General features: G+C 66.3%; 19 protein-coding genes. 12 read left to right on the top strand and 7 right to left on the bottom strand.

Annotated features, from left to right (window positions below; translation table 11 throughout):
• Positions 1 to 26: 26 nt before the first annotated feature.
• The 3 genes from AWB82_RS00560 to AWB82_RS00550 form a co-directional block, all read right to left on the bottom strand.
• Entirely contained in the window at positions 27 to 1601 is a 1575-nt protein-coding gene (locus AWB82_RS00560) for a S53 family peptidase (RefSeq protein WP_086964755.1), read from the bottom strand.
• Positions 1602 to 1789: 188 nt separating this feature from the next.
• A complete protein-coding gene (locus AWB82_RS00555; protein ID WP_086964753.1) occupies positions 1790 to 2701 on the bottom strand; it encodes a DUF72 domain-containing protein in 912 nt (303 codons plus the stop codon).
• 7 nt (positions 2702 to 2708) lie between these two features.
• The gene (locus tag AWB82_RS00550) at positions 2709 to 3131 is read right to left on the bottom strand and encodes a GFA family protein (RefSeq protein ID WP_086964752.1); all 423 of its coding nucleotides are present in this window, start codon (positions 3129 to 3131) and stop codon (positions 2709 to 2711) included.
• 62 nt (positions 3132 to 3193) lie between these two features.
• Here AWB82_RS00550 and AWB82_RS00545 point away from each other — a divergent pair, with 62 nt between their 5' ends.
• From AWB82_RS00545 to AWB82_RS00520, 6 genes are all read left to right on the top strand, one after another.
• Entirely contained in the window at positions 3194 to 4525 is a 1332-nt protein-coding gene (locus AWB82_RS00545; protein WP_086965157.1) for an inositol monophosphatase, read from the top strand.
• Positions 4526 to 4529: 4 nt separating this feature from the next.
• The gene (locus AWB82_RS00540; protein WP_086964750.1) at positions 4530 to 5045 is read left to right on the top strand and encodes an isochorismatase family protein; all 516 of its coding nucleotides are present in this window, start codon (positions 4530 to 4532) and stop codon (positions 5043 to 5045) included.
• A 399-nt stretch (positions 5046 to 5444) separates the two neighbouring features.
• Positions 5445 to 6134, top strand: coding sequence for a (2Fe-2S)-binding protein (locus AWB82_RS00535; protein WP_086964748.1), 690 nt, complete (start codon positions 5445 to 5447; stop codon positions 6132 to 6134).
• A gap of 10 nt (positions 6135 to 6144) precedes the next feature.
• Positions 6145 to 7134, top strand: coding sequence for an FAD binding domain-containing protein (locus tag AWB82_RS00530; protein WP_086964746.1), 990 nt, complete (start codon positions 6145 to 6147; stop codon positions 7132 to 7134).
• On the top strand, positions 7131 to 9353 hold the full coding sequence (locus AWB82_RS00525) for a xanthine dehydrogenase family protein molybdopterin-binding subunit (RefSeq protein ID WP_086964744.1): 2223 nt from the start codon (positions 7131 to 7133) through the stop codon (positions 9351 to 9353). The genes AWB82_RS00530 and AWB82_RS00525 overlap by 4 nt, the downstream gene beginning before the upstream one ends.
• A gap of 117 nt (positions 9354 to 9470) precedes the next feature.
• Positions 9471 to 10058: a nucleotidyltransferase family protein gene (locus tag AWB82_RS00520; protein ID WP_086964742.1), complete on the top strand. Its 588-nt coding sequence runs from the start codon at positions 9471 to 9473 to the stop codon at positions 10056 to 10058.
• 9 nt (positions 10059 to 10067) lie between these two features.
• On the opposite strand, the gene AWB82_RS00515 is transcribed toward AWB82_RS00520, so the two are convergent.
• Positions 10068 to 10772 (bottom strand): glycosyltransferase, encoded by a 705-nt coding sequence (locus AWB82_RS00515; RefSeq protein WP_086964740.1) that lies wholly within the window; start codon positions 10770 to 10772, stop codon positions 10068 to 10070.
• A 195-nt stretch (positions 10773 to 10967) separates the two neighbouring features.
• Here AWB82_RS00515 and AWB82_RS00510 point away from each other — a divergent pair, with 195 nt between their 5' ends.
• From AWB82_RS00510 to AWB82_RS37865, 4 genes are all read left to right on the top strand, one after another.
• Positions 10968 to 12467 carry a UdgX family uracil-DNA binding protein gene (locus AWB82_RS00510; RefSeq protein WP_086964738.1) on the top strand — a complete coding sequence of 500 codons (1500 nt, stop codon included), beginning with the start codon at positions 10968 to 10970 and terminating at the stop codon, positions 12465 to 12467.
• Positions 12468 to 12599: 132 nt separating this feature from the next.
• Entirely contained in the window at positions 12600 to 13100 is a 501-nt protein-coding gene (locus AWB82_RS00505) for a hypothetical protein (RefSeq protein WP_086964736.1), read from the top strand.
• Positions 13101 to 13407: 307 nt separating this feature from the next.
• A complete protein-coding gene (locus AWB82_RS00500; protein ID WP_086964734.1) occupies positions 13408 to 14007 on the top strand; it encodes a glycosyltransferase family 9 protein in 600 nt (199 codons plus the stop codon).
• A gap of 39 nt (positions 14008 to 14046) precedes the next feature.
• On the top strand, positions 14047 to 14196 hold the full coding sequence (locus tag AWB82_RS37865) for a hypothetical protein (RefSeq protein ID WP_200818020.1): 150 nt from the start codon (positions 14047 to 14049) through the stop codon (positions 14194 to 14196).
• Positions 14197 to 14232: 36 nt separating this feature from the next.
• Here AWB82_RS37865 and AWB82_RS00495 read toward each other — a convergent pair whose 3' ends face one another.
• A complete protein-coding gene (locus tag AWB82_RS00495) occupies positions 14233 to 14988 on the bottom strand; it encodes a glycosyltransferase family A protein (protein WP_086964732.1) in 756 nt (251 codons plus the stop codon).
• Positions 14989 to 15254: 266 nt separating this feature from the next.
• Here AWB82_RS00495 and AWB82_RS00490 point away from each other — a divergent pair, with 266 nt between their 5' ends.
• Positions 15255 to 16796 (top strand): methyl-accepting chemotaxis protein, encoded by a 1542-nt coding sequence (locus AWB82_RS00490; protein ID WP_086964730.1) that lies wholly within the window; start codon positions 15255 to 15257, stop codon positions 16794 to 16796.
• A gap of 31 nt (positions 16797 to 16827) precedes the next feature.
• Here the strand turns inward: AWB82_RS00490 and AWB82_RS00485 are convergent, their stop codons facing one another.
• Both AWB82_RS00485 and pdxR read right to left on the bottom strand, forming a co-directional pair.
• Entirely contained in the window at positions 16828 to 18021 is a 1194-nt protein-coding gene (locus AWB82_RS00485; RefSeq protein ID WP_086965155.1) for a M20 aminoacylase family protein, read from the bottom strand.
• Positions 18022 to 18164: 143 nt separating this feature from the next.
• Entirely contained in the window at positions 18165 to 19646 is a 1482-nt protein-coding gene (gene pdxR, locus AWB82_RS00480) for a MocR-like pyridoxine biosynthesis transcription factor PdxR (RefSeq protein WP_200818017.1), read from the bottom strand.
• A 146-nt stretch (positions 19647 to 19792) separates the two neighbouring features.
• On the opposite strand from pdxR, the gene AWB82_RS00475 reads away from it, so the two are divergent.
• Positions 19793 to 21076 (top strand): 4-aminobutyrate--2-oxoglutarate transaminase, encoded by a 1284-nt coding sequence (locus AWB82_RS00475; protein ID WP_086965153.1) that lies wholly within the window; start codon positions 19793 to 19795, stop codon positions 21074 to 21076.
• Positions 21077 to 21103: the final 27 nt, after the last annotated feature.

Here is a 21103-nt window from a genome sequence, read left to right as displayed (position 1 = left end):
TTGTTGTTCACTGTCTTACGCCATGCTCAGTGCTTCGCGGACGCAAGCGCGTTCGCGATCTTCGCGCCGTCGGGGCTGCCCATGCCGGTACACGCGTCCCAGCCCGCCGCCGCCGAGAAACTGCCGTTGCTGCCTTCCGTGATGTCGCGAAACGCCGTCTTCGCGCCGTAGAGCTTCGGATTGACGAAGCCCGAGGGCGACCCGTTGATCGCGTTGATGCGCGCGATCAGCGCAGCCCACAACGGCGCAACTGCGCTCGTTCCGCCGACGACCGTATCTTCGCCGTCTATCAGCACTTCGTAGCCGGTTTGCGGCGACGCGTCGCCCGCAACATCCGGCACGCCGCGCTTCGCGAGCGCCGTTTGCTTGCCGTTGCGCGTGACCGGCAAGCCCTTCTGCCACACCGGCAGCGCGAACACGCCGGACACGCCGCCGCCGCCCGAGCCGCCCTGGTCGCCGTCGTTCCACACGACTTCTTTCGCGATGCCCGTTCCGGACGCCGTGAGGCTCGTGCCGCCGCAGCCGAGCACATACGGGCTCGACGCGGGAAAGTCGACGTGGTCCGCGCCGTCACCGGCGCCGTCGGACGAGCCGCTATCGCCCGACGCCGCGCAGACCGTCACGCCGAGCGCGGCCGCGCTTTGCAGCACGTCGTTGAACGCGCCGATGGATTGCGACGACCAGTTCGCTTCGGGGCCACCCCAACTGATCGATATCACGGAAGGCTTGTTGGTGGAATCGTGCAGCGCGCGATTGACGGCGTCGACGAAACCGGCGTCGCTGTTCGGCGCGAAGTACACGGCGATGGTCGCGCCCGGCGCAATGGCGCCCGCGACCTCGATGTCGAGCGTCACCTCGCCGTCCGGGCCGTTCGGGTTGCCCGTGGGCGCGTTCTTCGCGTTGTCGACGCCGATCGCGACGACTTTCGGCGCCTTAACGCCGAGCTTCGAGAAATACGCGGAAAGATCGGTATCGCGATAGCCGCCGCCCAGCTCGATGATCGCGATGCACTGGCCGGCGCCGTCGCCATCGGGGAAGTCGTAGAGACGCGCGAGATCGACCGGCGTGAACGACGAACTCGCCACGCCGCGCGCCGGCTTGAACGGCGGACGGAAACGAAAGTGGGGACGCGCCTGCGGCTTGCTGTCGAGTCCGAGCACGGCGGTGACGGCGTCGTGCATGTCCTCGGGCACGTTCACCGGACCCAAGCGGCCGCGATATTCGCCGATGTTGTGATGTTGAAAGCGCTCTAATTTGACATCGAAAGCTTTCTGGAATTGTTCGATGCTGCCCTTCAGCACGACGCTGCGCGTTTCGGTTTCCGCGCGCACGACCGTCAGACCGTATTGCCTCGCGAAGGCCTCGACCTTCGCGACGTCGTCGTCCGACGCGGTGAAACGCTTGTCGAATTCCTCGCGCGAAACGGCTTGCGCGGGCGCCTCGCCGGAATCGATGCGCGCCATCATCTGCTTGAAGCCCGCCTCGTCCTTGCGCCGCAGCATCACGATTACTTCGATCTGCTCGGAAGGGTCGCAATCGCCGATGCACTGCGCGTCGTCGGGATGAATCTTGTCGCTGCCGCTGACCGGTTTCTTCGTCATGGTATCGATGCTCCTCGTTGGCCATGAAATACAAAGGTTCTCGATCCTGCCGCTGCCGCGCCTATGAACGCTTGTTGCAGCCTGCACAGCGCACGCCGCTTATCGTCTTATTTTCTGGGCGCGAATGCAATTGCTCGGACCGTTGACGAGAGCATGCGGTTCCGGCGAGACAAAAGTTGTCCCGGTCTTCAGCGGCTCGTCTCGATCTGTTTTTCGACGGGAGGCGTGAGTCCGAGGCGCTCCATCAGGCGGCGCGCATCGAACGGCGCCCGCACTTTCTGGTCGTTGTCGAAGTAACAGAAGACGTCGCGCCCGGCGCGCGGGCGCGCTTTCGCCGACGAGATCAGCCGCGCATCGCCGATCTGTGCGCCCGCAGCCCAGCATTCGATGCGGCGCGCCCACTCGTCGAGCGCTTCGTCCTTGTAGCTGCCGCCGTAAAGCGTTTCGCTGCCGTGAAGCCGCAGATACGCGAAGTCCGACGTGAGGTCTTCGGCATACGGCCAGCCCGCGACCGAATCCGACACGACGAGCGCCGCGCCGTGCTTGCGCAGAAGCCGCACGAATTCATCGGTGCAAAAGCTCGCATGGCGGATCTCGATCGCGTGCCGCAGCGCGCGCTTTCTTCCCGGCTCGAACCACGGTTCTTTGACGCGCGTGTCGTGCCCCTGGGCGAGACGCGCGGCGGCGGCGGTATCCTTCGGCAGCAGTTCGAGAAAACGCTCGAAAGCTTCGGGACGGAAGGAAAAGTTCGGCGGAAACTGCCAGAGAAACGGACCGAGTTTGTCGCCGAGCGCGAGCACGCCGGACGCGAAAAAGTTCGAGATCGCCGGAATCGCGGTTTCGTCGCGAAAACGCAGCATGTGCGTCAGATAGCGCGGCCCCTTCACGCTGAAGACGAAGCCCGCCGGCGTCGCGTCGCGCCACGCGCGGTAGCTCTTCACGCTTTGCAGCGAATAGTGCGATCCGTTGATCTCGACCGTCTGGACCGCGCGCGACGCGAAATCGAGTTCGCGGGCCTGCGCGAGCTTCCGCGGATAGAACACGCCGCGCCAGCCGGCATAGCGCCAGCCCGAAATGCCGATGCGGATGCGCCCGGCCATCGCGCACCTAGTGCGGACGCTCTTCGACGTACTCCGGACGCGCGCCCTGCGGCAGCCAGGGTTCGCGATGCTTGGTCCACAGTTCGTAGGCCGGTTCGAACACACCGGTTTCGTCGAATGCGCCGATGGGCAGATCGACCTCGTCGCGCGTCGTGAATTCCATGTACGCGACCGAGCCGCACACCGGGCAGAAATGCCGCCGCCCGTCGTCGGAACTCTGCCATGTGGAGAGGCTGCCGCTCATCATCACGTCGCCGCGCGCGTAAATCGCATAAGCTCCGAAGGCGGAGCCGTGCACTTGCCGGCACGTCATGCAGTGGCACATGCAGGCGCGCTTGGGCGTGCCCGTCGCGCGAAAGCGAAACGCGCCGCATGCGCATCCGCCTTCATGAACCTTGGTCGCCAGCTCGTCGTCCTTTTGAACGTTCATCGATCTCTCCCGTAAATACGACGGTTTGTTACGATAACTCTTCACGATCGGAGATGGCACTCATGAGCACACCGAGCACGACCGGCAGCACGAACACCACGAGTACCTTGTCCCTGCTGAAGCTGCTTCCCGGCGCCGGATCGGAGTTCGGTCCGGCCGCGTCCGACCTCGTCGCCCACGTGCTGTCGCATGACCGCTTCGATGCGGCCGCGAACACGAACGCGCCGCGCGAAACCTTCCGCGGCGTCACCGTGGAAGACGCCATGAACGACGAATACGTCTTTCCGCTCGGGCGCACCGGCCAGTCGATCGTGCTGACGGGTTATCGCATCGCGGCGGGTTTCATCGCCGAACGCGCCGCCGACGAATGGCTCGAACTCGCCCACAAGGAACGCCTCGCAAAAGGCTTGCCCGCTGCGCCGCAGGGCAGCGAGCCGCACCTCTCGCCCGATCCCGCCGAAGCCGATGAGCTGCTCGACCGCGCCTATGAGTGCGCCCAGCGCATTCTCGATCCGGCCGCCGGCGAGCCGGTTCTCGCGCTCTTCGAGACGCACTATCGTGGCGGACGGGAGTTTTTGCGCCTCACCTGGGAAGGCTTGCCGGAAGATCTCGTGCCGGAGTCGCGCCGTCCGCTCGCGGCGCTCGCCGCCGCCGTGCAAAACGGCGAGCGCCGCGAGAAACGCGATTACGATCCCTACGGTCTCGGCGGCGTCGACGACTACGATGTCGACCGCCCGCTTGCCTATCGCGAGAAGATCGGGCCGTTTCTCTTCACGATGACCTATCGCCACGAGTATCCGCAGGTCGACGACGAACGTCTCGGCACCGCGTTCGCCGTGTTTCACGAAGCGGGCAGCGACATCGTCGCGGCGGCGGTGCGGCTGCAACTCGTCAAGGTGCCGCCGCTCACGAGCAGCGCCGATCTCGTCTACACGCTCGACACGTACTCGGGCGAAATGCTCTCGCTCGCGCTCGCCTCGACCGAAGCGCTCGGCCCGGAAAAGCTGTGCGAGGTTTTCAACGCGCATCGCGTGATCTACATCAGCCTGTGGGAAGTGAGGAAGCCGTGGCGCGGCGAGGGTCTTGGCGTCGCGCTGCTGCATCAGGCGTTGGAACGGCTTCCCGTCGATGTCGATGGCCGGCCGAACGCGCTCTGCGTCGCACCCGAGCCGTATCAGACCGAAATGCGTCACTTCGAGAAACTGCCCGGCGTGCTGCGCGAAGAGTTGAAGACGCCGGCGAAACGCCTCGTCGCGCATCTGAGCAACTGGCTCGAACGCTCGAAGCTGCCCATCGCGACGCACTTCTTCGTGCCGATGGCCAAGCACGCGGGCATTGGCTCGGCGGGCGAGAACGCGCGGCTCATCGACCGGATCATGGAGAGCGAGGCCTGATGCGATGCTCGTCATCGTCGACATGCAGGCGCGCCTCCTGCCGCATCTGGACGGCGCGCAACGCCTGACCGAGCGCGTCGGCACGCTGCTGCGCGCGGCGAATCTGCTCGACGTGCCGGTGGTCTGCACGGAGCAGAATCCGCAGCGGCTCGGCGGCACGGCGGATAGCTTGCTCGGCGATCTTCGGTCCGCGAAGCCCATCGAGAAGCACACATTCGATGCAACGCTCGCGCCCGCGTTCATCGACGCATTGCCGAGCGCGCCCGCGACGCTGTGGGTCGCCGGGGCGGAGGGGCACGTATGCGTCCTGTTAACGGTGCTCGGCCTGTTGCGGCTCGGCTATCGCGTGGAATATGTGGCGGACGCGGTCGCATCGCGCCGCGCGGCCGATCGCGCCGTCGCCATCGAAAGAGCGCAGCAGGACGGCGCGCGGCTCACGACCGTCGAAACGACGATTTTTGGATGGCTCGGCAGTTTCCGGCATCCGCGCTTCAGGGATGTGCTCGCGCTTCTCAAGTGAACTCGACGGCGGTTCCCAAAACAGACCGTTAGTTGCGCAAACGATGTTTCCGGGCACGAACCCGGCAGCAGGCAAACACGGCCGCCATGTGATTTCGCGCGCCGCCGCGCCTGATTTACGCGCGCATGCAGCATTTACCCGCACGGTCCGCCCGATGAGCCCGTCAGCCCTTTTCCGGGGCGCATGGCATCCGACTTGCTGTAGTCTGCGATTGCGGATCGACGAACGTTCGGTTCCCTTACAGTTGCCGGACGACTGCGAATCCGCGCCTCACGCGCCGCCCCGAGGACTCAAGCATCGGCGCTCCGCCCGATCTGTCGCGATCGGTCGCGAGCGAATGCCCATGAAGACTTGAGCCCGTCGACGCCCCTTCGAACGAGCGAGGAGCAACCGATCGCCATGTCCCCAGCCGATACCCATCCTCACGACGAGAGCGACACGGCGCAAAAGCCGTCACGCCGACGTTTCCTGCAATCGGCCGCCGCCGCGGCAGCCGTCACCGCCGCGCCGCACGCGCATGCGCAGCAACAGGCCGCGACGCCCGCGACCGCGCCGACGCCATCCGCCACGCCGATGATGCCCGTGAAGCTCGTCATCAACGGCCATCCGCACGAACTGCAGGTCGAGGCGCGCACGACGCTGCTCGACGCGCTGCGCGAATACGCGAATCTCACCGGCACGAAGAAAGGCTGCGACCGCGGCCAGTGCGGGGCGTGCACGGTGATCGTGTCGGGACGGCGCATCAACTCGTGCCTGACGCTCGCCGTGATGCACGACGGCGAATCCGTCACGACCGTCGAAGGCCTCGCGCCCGATGGCGACACGCTCGCGCCGATCCAGCGCGCGTTCATCGAGAAGGACGCCTTTCAGTGCGGCTACTGTACGCCCGGCCAGTTGTGCTCGGCGACCGCGCTCATCGCGGAATATCGCGCGGGCGACGCGAGCGCGGCCACCGCCGACGTGCGCTTTCGGCCGGCGCAACTGTCCGACGATGAAATCCGCGAGCGCATGAGCGGCAACATCTGCCGCTGCGGCGCGTATCCGAATATCGTCGCGGCGGTGAAAGCCGTCGCGTCGGGCAACGCCTGAGGAGAAGCACATGGACGCGATCTCCTATCAGCGCGCCGCCGACATCGGCACGGCGCTAACGGCTGCGAGCCAGCCGGGCACGATGTTCATCGGCGGCGGCACGAATCTGCTCGATCTCATGAAAGGCGGCGTGATGCGGCCGATGAAGCTCGTCGACATTACACACATCGATGCATTGAACGGCATCACCGCCCTGCCCGACGGCGGCCTGCGCTTAGGCGCGCTGGTGCGCAACAGCGATTGCGCGAATCACGCGTGGGTGCGCGAGCGCTATCCGCTCTTGTCGCAGGCGCTGCTCGCGGGCGCATCGGCGCAATTGCGCAACATGGCGACGGTCGGCGGCAATCTGATGCAGCGCACGCGTTGCGCGTATTTCTACGACACCGGCTTTCCTCAATGCAATAAGCGCACGCCGGGCAGCGGCTGCGCGGCCATCGACGGTAACAATCGCATGCACGCGATACTCGGCGCGAGCCGTCAATGCATCGCGACGAATCCTTCCGACATGAGCGTTGCGCTCGCGGCGCTCGATGCCGTCGTGCGCGTTACCGGCCCGAACGGCGAGCGGACGATTCCATTCGCGGAGTTTCATCGGCTGCCGGGCGACAGGCCGGATCTCGACACGACCTTGCAGGCGGGCGAACTGATCACGGCGGTCGATCTGCCGCCGCCGCTTTTCGCGGCGCACTCGAAGTATCTGAAAGTGCGCGACCGCGCGAGCTATGCGTTCGCGCTCGTGTCCGTCGCGGCCGCGTTGCAGATGGACGGCAACACGGTGAAGAGCGCACGCATCGCGCTGGGCGGCGTCGCGCACAAACCGTGGCGCGCGACCGCGACCGAACGCGCGCTCGTCGGCCAGTCGCTGGACAAGGCGACGCTGCAAAGCGCCGCCGCACTCGCCGTGCAGGGCGCGCAAGTGCAGCGCGACAACGCGTTCAAGGTCGCGCTCGCACAACGCGCGATCGTGCGCGCGGTTCAACAGGCCGGAGGTGTCGCATGACTGTCATCGGAAAATCGCTCGATCGCACCGACGGCGTGCTGAAAGTCACCGGCCAGGCGCGCTATTCGGCCGACAACACCGACGCCAAGCTCGCGCACGCCGTGCTCGTTACGAGCACGGTCGCCCGCGGCCGCATCGCGTCGATCGACACGAGCCGCGCAGAGGCGCTGCCCGGCGTGCTGCTCGTGATGACGTATCAAAACGCGATGCGCCTGCCGAACAACGGCGTCCCCGACGCGCAGCCGCCCGCCGTGCGCAAGCTCACGCTGCTGCAGACCAACGAGGTGCGCTATAGCAACGAGCCGGTGGCGGTCGTCGTCGCCGATTCGCTTGAGCACGCGCAAGACGCGGCGCGTCACGTCGCCGTGCGCTACGAAGCCGCGACGCCCAATGCCGATTTTGGGCGCGCGAAAGCGTCCGCGTATCAGCCGGAAAAGATGATGGGACGCGCGATCACGACGACGCGCGGCGACGTCGACGCCGGCTTGCGCCAAGGTCCGACGCGCCTCGACGCCGTCTACACGACGCCCTACGAGCATCACAATCCGATGGAGCCGCACGCGACCGTCGCCCGCTGGGACGGCCCGAATCTCACGCTCTACGACGCGACGCAAGGCGTCTCGGGCGCGAAAAGCGCGGTCGCGAAGTTCTTCGGCATCTCAGACGACCACGTGCGCGTGATCTGCCCGTTCGTCGGCGGCGGCTTCGGCTGCAAGGGCTCGGCGTGGTCGCACGTGGTGCTGGCGGCGATGGCGTCGAAGCAGACCGGACGGCCCGTCAAGCTCGTGCTCGAACGTCCGCAGATGTTCGGCATGATCGGCAACCGGCCGTACACCGAGCAGCGCATTCAGGTGAGCGCGCGCGATGACGGCATCATGACCGGCATGCGTCACGACGTCATTTCGACCACCTCGACGTTCGAAGACTGGACCGAAAGCTCCGCCATCGTCACGCGCATGCTCTACGCGGTGCCGAACCAGTCGACGTCGCACAAGCTCGTGAAACTCGACATCGGCACGCCGACTTTCATGCGCGCGCCCGGCGAGACGAGCGGCTCGTTCGCGCTCGAAACGGCGATGGACGAGATGGCGTATCAACTGAAGATGGACCCGCTCGCGTTCCGCATCAAAAATCACGCGGACATGGAGCCGCAGGAGAAGAAGCCCTGGTCGGAGAAGGCGCTGCTCGAATGTTATCGGCGCGGCGCGGAAACCTTCGGATGGTCGAAGCGCAATGCCGCGCCGCGCTCGATGCGCGAAGGCAATACGCTCGTCGGCTGGGGCATGGCGACGGCGACATATCCGGCGAACCGCAGCGAGGCGTCGGCGATTGCGCGCATTCTGCCCGACGGCACCGCGATGGTCGCCTCCGGCACGCAGGATCTCGGCACCGGCACCTACACGATCATGACGCAGGTCGCCGCCGACGCACTCGGCTTCCCGCTCGATTACGTGCGTTTCGCGCTCGGCGATTCGTCCTTGCCGAAGGCGCCGGTATCGGGCGGCTCGCAATCGGCGGCGAGCGTGTCGCCAGCGGTGCGGGCGGCGTGCATGCAGGCGCGCGATCAGCTCGTCGCGATGGCGCTCGCGGATCGCGGATCGCCCGTCGCCGGTCTCGCGCGCGAAGACGTGACCGTGTCCAACGGCTGGGTCGTGAGCCTGTCGAATCCGGACAAGCGCGATCCGGCGGCCGCGATCATCGCGCGCAACGGCGGCCGCGCGATCGAAGCGCTCGCGACGACGCGCCCCGGCGACGAGAAAAAGCAGTACGCGTTTCACTCGTTCGGCGCGGTGTTCGCGGAAGTCCACGTCGATGCGGACCTCGGGATCGTCCGCGTGCCGCGCATCATCGCGGTCTACGATGTCGGCACGCTGCTCAACGAGAAGACCGCGCATAGCCAGTTGATGGGCGGGATCGTGTGGGGCGTCGGCTCGGCGCTCTTCGAAAAGAGCGAACTGGATGTGCGTTACGGCCGCTATACGAACGCGAATCTCGCGGAATATCACGTGCCGGTGAACGCGGATATCGGCACGCTGGATATCTCGTTCGTCGGCGAGCCGGACCCGCATATCAATCCGCATGGCGCGCGGGGCATCGGCGAGATCGGCATCACGGGCGTGGCGGGCGCGCTCGGCAACGCGGTGTATCACGCGACGGGCGTGCGCGTGCGCGACCTGCCGATCACTTTGGACAAAGTCTTGCCGCCGACGATGACGTGACGTAACGCGAAGCAACGCACGCGGCGGTCTTCACGATCGCCGCGTGGCTTTTTTGTGCTTGCGAGGTCGTTCGATGCGCCGCACAATCCCGATTCGATCCCCACACGAGCACCCGCGATGACTTATTCGTCGAACGCGACCGGCATCTTGCTGGCGGCGGGACTCGGCACCCGTTTCGACCCGTCCGGACTCCACAACAAGCTGCTCGCGACCCTGACCGACGGAACGCCCGTCGTGTTTCAGTCGGCGCGCAGGCTGCTCGCGGTTTCCTCCGAAGTGGTCGCGGTCGTGCGTCCCGGCGCCGAAAAGCTCGCCGACGTGCTCAACAAAGCCGGCTGCAACGTCATCTTCAGCGTCGATGCCGAGCGCGGCATGGGCGCGACGCTCGCCGCAGCCGTGCGGGCGACGTCGGAAGCCGATGGCTGGCTCGTCGCGCTGGGCGACATGCCGTGGATCGAAGCCGCGACGTATGAAGCGGTCGCGCGCGCGCTCGACGGCGGCGAAGCGCTCGCCGCGCCTTTTTATCGCGGCAAGCGCGGGCATCCGGTGGGCTTCGGCATCGCGCATCGCGAGGCGCTCGGCGCGCTCGACGGCGATGCGGGCGCGCGCGGCATCTTCACCACGCACAAGCCGTTCGAAGTCGTGGTCGACGATCCGAATTCGCTGCGCGACGTCGATCTGCCGAGCGATCTCAGACCGGCTTGAGCGTGGGCTTTACGCCGCGATCGCCACGGTATCCGCTGAATCGTCGGCGCCGATCGGCAGATAGCGTCTGCTGACTTCGAGCAGCGTCGCGCCGAATCCCTTCTTCGCCCGAAAATCCGTCCTCACGCTCGTCAACACGCGCGGCGACGCGCTCCACTCGATCCGCGCGCCGGTCGCCATCAGCGCTTCGACGAGCGCCACGTCCTCACTCGACTCCAGCGGCGCGAACCCGCCCGCGCGCACGTACGCCTGCGCCGACACGCCCATATTCGCGCCATGAATATGCCGATGGCCGTCCGCATCGGTATAAGTGCGCCCGAAGTGTTCGCGCACCGCGCCGATATGCGGCGACCAGTCGTGCACGCCGATCACCCCGCACACCGCGTCCGCGCAGCAATCGAGCTGGCGCACGAGCCAGTCTTCGGCGACGGTCGTATCGGCATCGGTGAATGCGAGCCAGCGCGCGCCCAGCGCCAGCGCCTCTTGCGCGCCGTGCGCCCGCGCTATGCCGACGTTGCGCGCCTCGATGCACGACACTTGCGCGCCCAGCGCACGCGCGATGTCGGCGGTTTCGTCGCTGCAACTGTCGGCCACGACGATCACGCGCGCCGCCTCGCCGAGCAACTGATGATGATCCGCCGCGCGACGCGCAGCCGCCACGCACGCGCCGATATGAGCGGCTTCGTTGTGGGCAGGAATGACGATGGCAAGCATGACGGCTCCATATATGAATATCTGTGCAGGCAATCGAACGCCGCGATGGATCGATTTCAGCAATGACCGTTCCTATGTCCGGCGGCCTCGTCCCGTCAAAAAGGGCGCGACCATCGCTAAATAGTTGCTGAAAAGCCGCTGGCATCGCTAGAATTACTGTATGGATATACAGTACTTTTCCGATTCCACTCGCCGATGAAAAGCATCACCATCGATCCGTCGTTTGCTGCGTGGCGCACCGAGGCGCGCAATCTCCTCATGGAAGACGTGCGCCCGGAAAACGTGCAGTGGCTCGAAACCGATGCGTCGGCAACCGTGTTCGGCTCCATCGCTCGGTCTCCGTCCGGCTCGTCGGACCCGAACGCGAAGAAGCCGGTCAAGATCGCGCGCGAATTCCTCGCCATGCTCGAAACGGCGGCGTGCTATCGCGCGCCGGACCGCTGGCCGTTTCTTTACAAGGCGCTGTGGCGCTGGACGCAGGGCGACCGCGCGATCGCCTCGACAGACGACGCGGACGGGCATCGGCTGCGCCGGATGATCGAATCGGTCGAGGCCGAAGAGCGCGAAATGCGCCGCGTGTTGCGCTTCCGGCATCGCGATTCGTCGCTCGGGCCGCCCGAGTTCATCAGCTGGTTCGAGCCGGTGCACGACGTGCTGGAGCACGCCGCGCTGCATTTCGCGAGGCGCATGGGCAGCGCCACGTGGATGATCGCCACGCCGCACGGCGCCGCGTTCTGGGACGGCGCGCTCTTGCGCGTGGACCGCACGAGCGAGCCGGAGGAAAAGCCGATGGATTTCGGCGACACCGCGATGAGCGGCGAGGCCGTGAGCGGCGACGCCATCGAGGCGCTCTGGCTTGCGTACTACGAGAGCACCTTCGCGCCGGCGCAGGAGAACGCCGCCGAAGTGGCCTCGCATATGCCGGTGCGCTATTGGAAAAGCCCGGAGAACGCGCGCACCGATCCAGCGCTGATCTCCCGCGCCGATCCTTATTCGCGGCGCGACCGCCATCCGCGTAACGTGCCGTCCGAAATGGAAGTGGCCATCAACACGGATCTGGAGCCGATCAAGGGCACGATGCTGACCGAGCCGCCGTCGCTCGACGCCTGCAAGCGCTGCGCGCTCTGGCGCAATGCGACGCAGGTCGTGCCGGGCGTCGGTCCCGGCAATGCGCGCGTGATGCTGGTCGGCGAGCAGCCGGGCGATCAGGAAGACCGCGAGGGCAAGCCGTTCGTCGGGCAGGCGGGCAAGCTGCTCGACGAAGCGCTCGCCGAGGCGCAGATCGCGCGCGAATCGCTCTATCTGACCAACGCGGTGAAGCACTTCAAATGGGAAGCGCACGGCGAGGAGCGCGCGCATCTCCAGCCCGCGCAGCGCGAACGCGAGGCCTGCCGCTACTGGCTCGACGAAGAACTGCAACGCATCGGGCCGAAAGTCGTCGTCGCGCTCGGGGCGACGGCGCTGAAGGCGCTCACGGGGCATCGCACGGCGTTGTCCGAGTATCTCGGCAAGACCATCGAGCACAAGGGGCACATCATCGTGCCGACTTATCACCCGTCGTATCTGATGCGTCTGACCGACGACCAGGTGCGCGCGGAAGTTTTCGGGACGATCGTCGAGGCGCTCGTTTTCGCGCAACAGATCGCGGACGGCACCGCGACCATCCGCACGCCGGTCACGGACCGCACGCGCTGACCAAGCGAAGAAGTGCAACAGGACGAAACAGGACGCAACAAGACGAAAGCGCCGTCAACGTTCCTGTAAGCCGCGCGTTATACCGGTGTCGCGCCGCTTTGGCGCTCACCGATAGTCCCGACGACACTCTCCATGGCCGCTCTCCCGCTCGCAGAACTCCGCCGTCAACAATCGCAGGGCTTGCACACTCGCGCCCTCGTGCCGAAATCGGCCGGGCAACTGAAGACCGAACGCGAGCGCATCGTCGCGCGTCTGCACTTGCTGCTGAAGGTCACTATCGCGGTGGCGCTCGCGGGCGTGATGCTCATCGCGTGGCTGCCGTTCTCGCCGATGCCGCACGAATTCCGCTTCGGCGCGCAGGAAGTGCTCGGCGTCGCGGTGTTCGCGTCGTGCCTGTTCATCCTGCACGAGCGCGCCGAACTGGAACTCGGGCTGTACGACTACGAGCCCGTCGAGCAGACGACGCAAGGCGAATTGCGCGCGCTGCTGCATCACGTGCCGGAAGGCGCGTCGTATCAGGAAGCGCTCGCCGCCGACCAGCGCACGTTCGTGACCGGCGAAGTCGACGGAATCCGCCGCCGCGCCGACGCGTTCACCCCGAAGACGCTGCCCGCCGACGACGGCAACGCTTAAAACCCGAGCGCTTCGCCGCGCAACCCACATCGAAGCCGCCGCCTCGCCATCGCGAGGCGGCGGCTTTTTACATCGACGCTGAAAACTTCGCGCCTTGACGAGCGCCGCCGCGCCTCCTTCAATACGTGACAGATGCCGCATCCGACGCTCGATCCGTCACGATTCAGGCGCAATGTGTGACGATGGCGCGCGCTTTTTCAGGCAAGACGCGCCAGAAGCGCGCCGGGCATGGCGGGTGCTTGCCAAGCGCGCGGCCCCGCGGATTTGCGTCGAATCCAGCGAGGCCACGCCACCTGCAGGAGCCAAGATGCGAGCCAGTCCCCTTTCCACGTTGAGCGAAGACCTCACGGCCACGCTCGTCCCCGATGCGCCGAGCGCGCCGCCGAGCGCTCCCGCCGTTCCGTGCGCCGCCGCGAGCGACGATTACGACGCACTGGCCGCGTTCCACGGCATCGAGCGCGAGCGTCTGGTGCTGATCCATCCGGGCAGCCACCACGCCGCGCCCGTCTGGTCCGCCGAACGTTATGCCGATGTCGCCGACCAGCTCGCCGCCGATGGCTGGCAGATCGCGATCGTCGGCGACGCGCCGGATCCCGAGCGCACCGCCGGCGTCCTCGGCGCGATGCAGACGGCCGCGCTCTTTCTCGCGGGCGCGGTCGGGCCGGCCACGCTGCCGCGCCTGATCGCCAATGCGCGCCTGCTCGTGTCCGACGACGCCGAAGCGTCCTCGCCCGTCGCCGCCGCCCGCGCGCTCGGCACGCCGCACATCGTGCTTGACGAGCATCCGCGCGATACCGGCAGCGACGCGATCGTCGCGCGCGCCCGCGCCGCGCTCTCGGATACCGGCGACGCGCATCCGGGCGAGCCGTTCACGCTGCACATGCCGGCGGCGCACGAATCGGCATAGACGAAGCGCCACCTTTCAGGGGACATCATGAAATTCGACATGCAGACCACTCCCGTTCCGGATCCCATCGCGGACCCGAACCGCGATCCGGAAGCCGATCCGCTCACGCCGCCCTCGCCGGGTCATCGGCCGGACGAGCCGCAGCATCCCGACGCGCCGCCCGACAAGGACCCGATCCGGCGACTCTGAAACGCCGCGCTCTCGCGAGCGCTTACGAACGCGACGTTATTCGAACGCCCAAGGTCGGGCGATCGCCCCGGCGCGGGCATTCATCATCATCGCGTTGCCCTCGACGAAAAGCCGCTCCGGCCCGGAGGTGACGTTGCCGCCGAGCCGGTAGTGGACGGTATACCGGCCGGTTCCCGCGAAGCAGTCCTTGCCGTGCGTTTCGATGATGCGTCGCAGGAAACGCCGGTCGCCGCCCCAGCCCCACAGCCAGAAGTGCGAGACGTCCATCAGGAAATCGGTGCGAAAAAAATAGCAGCTCGTATCGATGAGATGGCCGAAGACGCCTTCGTGCAGACCGAGGCTCTGACAATCGTCTCGGCAGAGAAAACTGCCGTCCTTGCGATGCACGTTGCGCAGCGCGTACACCATCTGAAGCGGCGACTCGGGCTGTGACTGGATCGCCTCGATGCACGTGGCGACGTGGTCGGGGCGCAGCCAGTTGTCCTGATCGAGCATCATCGCGTAATCGTTGTTGATCAGATAGCCCGCGGCGCACATCACGCGCGCGCCATACCAGTGGCCGCCCTGCGACGCCGGAATGCGCGCCGTGCGCCGAGCGCCCGTGTTGAACGGCAGGACGAGCGTGTGTATGCGCGCGAGCGCGTCGGGCGGAAGGTCCAAAGGCCGGACGAACCCGGGGCCGTCGAAGACGACGAGCACGTCGGTCGGCACGGTCTGATCCAGTACCGATTGAATGGCGCACTCGAGTTCGGGCGCGCCGATGGTGGGAATGACGACGATCGCGGGTTTCATTTTTCGTTGAGCTAAAGACCGGACGGACTGCCGCACGCTGACGGTATCGGGGCCGACATGCTAGCCGCTCGCCTCTGCCGCCGTAACCAGAAATATCCGAACTCGGTCGCGACGACTTGTCAGCCTCCATCCATCCAGCCCCAAAACCCGCCCTACGGGAATTCCCGCCCTACGTCCGCCGCCCGAACCTGCCGTAAAGCGGGCATGCGGCGGCGTGCGCCGTCGCAAAGACAACGCAAACAGGCGACGGGCGCAATATGAACAGAATGACGTTGAACAGGAAGCTCGGCTCGCTGATCGCCGTGCTGTGGATCGGATTGATCGCGATCGGGATCATCGGGGCGTGGCAGAACCGGACCTCGATGATCGACGACCGCAAAGAGCAGTTGAAAACGCTCGTCAACGAGGCGCACGCGGTCACGGCGCACTACGCGGCGCTCGCCGCGAACAAGACGCTCACCGAGGATGAAGCGAAGAAGCGCACGCTCGAAGCGGTCGGCGCGATGCGCTACGGCACGGACGGCTATCTCTCGATCAACGATTCGCATCCGACGATGGTGATGCATCCGATCAAGTCCGCCATGAACGGCCAGGATCTGTCGAGCTACACCGATCCGGCGGGCAATCGCCTGTTCGTCGATATCGTGAAGGCGGGCGATCAGTCCGGCGGCGGCTACATCAGCTATCTGTGGCCGAAGCCCGGCAGCGACAAGCCGGTCGGCAAGCTCTCCTACGCCCAGCGCTTCGCGCCGTGGGACTGGTATCTCGTCACCGGCATGTACATGGACGACGTGCAGAACGCGTTCTACGCGAGCGCGCTGCGCTGGCTCGCGATCACGGCGTTGCTCGGTGGCATCGCGACGGCCGCGATGCTGATCGTCCTCTCAAGCATCAAACGCAATCTGGGCGGCGAGCTGGAACTCGCGGTGGGCGCGGCGCATCGCATCGCGCGTGGCGATCTGACGAGCAGCGTGGAGGTCCGTCCGAACGACACGACGAGCCTTTTGCACGCGCTCAGCGTGATGCAGCGCGGGCTCGTCGAGACGGTTTCGCGCGTGCGCAGCGGCACCGAGAACATCAACGTCGGCGCGTCGGAGATCGCAGCGGGCAACACCGATCTGTCGCAGCGCACCGAGGAACAGGCCGCGGCGCTCGTGCAGACCGCGTCGAGCATGGATCAGATGACCGCCAACGTGAAGAACAACGCGGAAAGCGCAGCGCAAGCCGCGCGGCTCGCGGAACAGGCAGCGGACGTGGCGACGCGCGGCAGCGGCGTGGTCGACGACGTGATCGACACGATGACGCGCATCACCGCGAGCTCGCAGCAGATCGGCGACATCATCGGCGTGATCGACGGCATCGCGTTCCAGACCAACATTCTTGCGCTGAACGCGGCCGTCGAAGCCGCGCGCGCGGGCGAACAGGGACGCGGCTTCGCGGTCGTGGCGGCCGAAGTGCGCAGCCTCGCGCAACGCTCGGCGACGGCGGCCAAGGAGATCAAGGCGCTCATCGAAACCTCGACGCAGACGGTCGAGCAAGGCGCGTCGCTCGTGACGAACGCGGGCGCGACGATGACCGAGATCGTGCAATCGGTGCGCCACGTGAACGAGATTCTCGACGAGATCAGCCACGCGTCGCGCGAGCAGAGCGCGGGCATCGAGCAGGTGAATCGCGCGGTCGTCGAGATGGATCAGGTGACGCAGCAGAACGCCGCGCTCGTCGAAGAGGCGGCCGCCGCCGCGCATTCGCTGAAGGATCAGGTGGACGTGCTGCGCGAGGCGATCGGGAGTTTCAGGCTTCCGGCTTGACGCTGCGCGCGTGGAGCGTCTTTCTGTCAAGTCACGCCAGGAAACGCTCCACCAGCCGGGCCCAGTAAGCCGCGCCGACCGGCAGATTCTTGTCGTTGAAGTCGTAGCGCGGGTTGTGGACCATGCAGCCGTCCTCGCCCGCGCCGTTGCCGATGCGCAGGAACGAGCCCGGCCGCTCCTGCAGCATGAAGGCGAAGTCCTCGCTGCCCATCAGCAGATCCGCGTGCGCGACGACCTTCTCGTCGCCGACCAGTTCGCGCGCGACCTGAATCGCGAACTCAGTTTCCGCGTCCGAATTCACGACGACCGGATAACCTTCCACATACTTCACCGTCGCCGTCGCGCCGTAGCTCGCGGCCTGCGCTTCGACCAGTTCCTTGATGCGGCGCTTGAGCAACTCGCGCACTTGCGGATCGAACGAGCGCACCGACAGTTCGAGCGTCGCGCGATTCGGGATGACGTTGTTCACCGTTCCGGCGTGCATCGAGCCGACGGTGACGACGGCGGGCTGCGCCGGATCGACGTTGCGCGCGACGATCGTCTGCAGCGCCATCACGATGCTCGCCGTCACCACGACCGGATCCACCGACAGATGCGGCCGCGCCGCGTGCCCGCCAACGCCCTCGATCACGATCGAAACCTGATCGCCCGCCGCCATGAACGGCCCCTTGCGGAACAGGAACGTGCCGGGCTGCGCGCCGGGATGATTGTGCACGCCGAACACGGCATCGCAATGAAAGCGCTCGAAGAGGCCTTCCTCGATCATCTTCTGCGCGCCGCTCGGCACGCCGTGCTCCTCCGCCGGCTGAAAATACAGATGCACCGTGCCGTTGAAACGCCGCGTGCGCGCGAGGTGGCGCGCGGCGCCGAGCAGCATCGTCGTATGGCCGTCGTGGCCGCACGCGTGCATCTTGCCGTGCGTCTCGCTCGCGTAAGGCTTGCCGGTCTGCTCGATGATCGGCAGCGCGTCCATGTCGGCGCGCAGGCCGATGCTCTTCGCACCGTCGCCCGCTTTCAGACTGCCGACGACACCCGTGCCGCCGACTCCGCGCGTAACCGTCCAGCCCCACGCCTCCAGCCGCTCGGCGACGAGCGCCGCGGTGCGCGTCTCCTCGTAAGACAGTTCCGGATGGCGATGGATATCGTGGCGAATCTCGCGCAGCGACGGCGCATCGTCGGAGAGATCGGCGATGACGGTGAAGTGTTGGTCGTACGAAGTCGTCATTGAGAAACCCTTGCTGATGAACGGAAACGGCGGCAAAACGGCAGGAAAGCGGCGCACATGATCCTCCACATGCGCCGCGCTTGCCAGTTTTTGCGCGAGATTTTTTCGATGACGATAGACCGATCGTGAAATTTCGACCGCTTTCAGCGCATAAATCGATCGATCACGCCGCCGAGTTTCGCGAAAGCCGGGGCGATATCCTCGTCCGGCACGCACGCATAGCCGATCAGCAAGCCGGATTCCGCGTCCGGCCGATGCGCGTAATACCCCGACAGCGGCCGCACGACGATGTCCTCCGCGAGCGCGGCGGCGGCGAGCGCGCGATCGTCCACGTGTCGGGGCAGCTTCAGCACGAGATGCAGCCCGGCATCGCCGCCGGCAATCGAAAGCGTGTCGCCGTAGCGCCCGGCGATGGTCGCGAGCATCACGTCGCGGCGCTGGCCGTAGAGCGCGCGCATCCGCCGGATATGCGACGTGAAATGTCCCTGCTCGATGAACTCCGCGAGCACGGCCTGCTGTAGCAACTGCCCCTCGCGGTACAACTCGGCGCTCGCCGTGGCGAAGCTTTCCGCGAGCGCTTCCGGCACGACGACATAGCCCATGCGCAGCCCCGGAAACAGCGTCTTGCCGAAACTGCCGACGTAAATCACCTGACCGGCCGTATCCATGCCCTGCAGCGACGCGAGCGGCCGGCTGCCATAGCGGAACTCGCTGTCGTAATCGTCCTCGACGATCCAGCAGCGATGCTGGCGCGCATATTCGAGCAGCATGCGGCGGCGCGCGAGGCTCATCACCATGCCGAGCGGATATTGATGCGACGGCGTGACGAGCATCAGCTTCGGCGGCGACGCGAGATCGGCGGGCGTCGGCGCGATGCCTTCCGCGTCGACGGCAATCGCCTTCAGATGAAGCCCCGACACCTGCAGCACGCTGCGCACGCCCCAGTAGCACGGATCTTCCGTCCAGATCGTGTCGCCCGAATCGGCGAGCAGGCGCGCGGCGAGATCGACCGATTGGTGAATGCCCGTCGTCACGACGATCTGCTCCGGCGTGCAGCGCACCGAGCGCGACGTGCGCAGATAGTGCGCGAGCGCGTGGCGCAGCCCCGCGTGGCCGCCGCCGGGCGCGTAAGTGAGCAGATCGGGCAGCGGCTTGCGCCAGTATTTCGCCTGCAGCCGGTTCCACGCGCGCGACGGAAACCGCGACACATCCGGCACGCCGGGCATGAACGCGCCGCCCTGCCGCTTCGACACGCCCGCGCCCGAAATCAGCCGCGCGCCGCGCGTAGAGAGCGTCGAGCGCGCATCGGACAGCGCGATCGACGCGGGCGGCGCGTCGTCGAAAACGATTTCGTCGGGCGTGCTGTCCGCGACGAAAGTGCCGCGCCCCGTCGCCGACGAAACGTAGCCTTCCAGCGCGAGCTGCTCGTAGACCTGCGTCACCGTGTTGCGCCCGACCCCCAACTCCGCCGCGAGCAGCCGCGACGACGGCACTTTCGCGCCCGCCGCGAGTTCGCGCGTGAGGATTGCCTGCTGAAGCAACCGATGCAATTGCCGGTAGATCGGCTGGCCGTTTGCGCGGTCGATGCGCTGCGCGAGCCAGTCGGACAGCACGCTTGCGCGGATCGACATCGAATTGGCTCCTATAGATTTATTGAAATGGCTCTGAACTTAAGGGCCAAATCTTACTATAGTCGTCTCTAAATTCAGTCGGCCGATGCGGCCACCACCGACACGCGCCTCGCGCGAAGGAGATTCCTGTGAGCACCAATCTGAAGAACGCCGATCTGCACGCCCGCAAGAACGCCGCGACGCCGCGCGGTGTCGGCGTGATGTGCGATTTCTACGCGGCGCGCGCCGAGAACGCGGAACTGTGGGACGTCGAAGGCCGCCGCTTCATCGACTTCGCGGCGGGCATCGCGGTGTGCAACACGGGGCATCGTCATCCGAAGATCGTCGAGGCGATGCGCGCGCAGCTCGACTGCTTCACGCACACCGCGTATCAGATCGTGCCGTATGAGTCGTACGTGTCGCTGGCCGAGAAGATCAGCGCGCGCGCGCCCGGCTCGCACGCGAAGAAAACCGCGTTCTTCACGACCGGCGCGGAAGCCGTCGAAAACGCCGTGAAGATCGCGCGCGCGGCGACGGGCCGGCCGGGCGTGATCGCGTTCACGGGCGGCTTTCACGGCCGCACGCTGATGGGCATGGCGCTCACCGGCAAGGTCGCGCCGTACAAGATCGGCTTCGGGCCGTTCCCGTCGGACGTGTTCCATGCGCCGTTCCCGAATCCGCTGCACGGCGTGTCGGTGGAAGATTCGCTGCGCGCGATCGAGCATCTTTTCAAGGCGGATATCGAAGCGACGCGCGTCGCCGCGATCATCTTCGAACCGGTGCAGGGCGAAGGCGGCTTCAATCCGGCGCCGGCGGACTTCGTGCGCGGCCTGCGCAAGATCTGCGACGACCACGGCATTCTGCTTATCGCCGATGAAGTGCAGACCGGCTTCGCGCGCACGGGCAAGCTCTTCGCGATGGAGCATTACGACGTCGCGCCGGATCTGATGACGATCGCGAAGTCGCTCGCGGGCGGCATGCCGCTGTCGGGCGTCGTCGGCCGCGCGGAGATCATGGACGCGCCCGCGCCCGGCGGTCTCGGCGGCACGTATGCGGGCAATCCGCTCGCGGTCGCGGCGGCGCACGCGGTGCTCGACATCATCGACGACGAGAAGCTCTGCGAGCGCGCGACCGAACTGGGCGACAAGCTCAAGGCGAAGCTGGAATCGCTCAAGGGCGACGTGCCGCAAATCGCCGACGTGCGCGGTCCCGGCGCGATGATCGCGGTCGAGTTCTGCAAGCCCGGTTCGCACGATGCGGACGCGGCTTTCGCCAAGCTCGTGCAGACGCGCGCGCTGGAGCGTGGCTTGCTGCTGCTCGTGTGTGGCGTGTATTCGAACGTGGTTCGCTTCCTGTTTCCGCTCACCATTCAGGATCAGATTTTCGATGAAGCCGTAAGCATTCTCGAAGATGTGCTGACGGAAACCGTCGCGGCCACGGTTTGATTTTTCGCTTTTCCGTTTGGTCGGAAA

The sequence above is a fragment of the Caballeronia glebae genome (genome assembly GCF_001545035.1).
Taxonomy (GTDB): Bacteria; Pseudomonadota; Gammaproteobacteria; order Burkholderiales; family Burkholderiaceae; genus Caballeronia; species Caballeronia glebae.
Note: the sequence above shows the minus strand (reverse complement) of the source record. Positions and strands in the feature narration are given on the sequence as shown.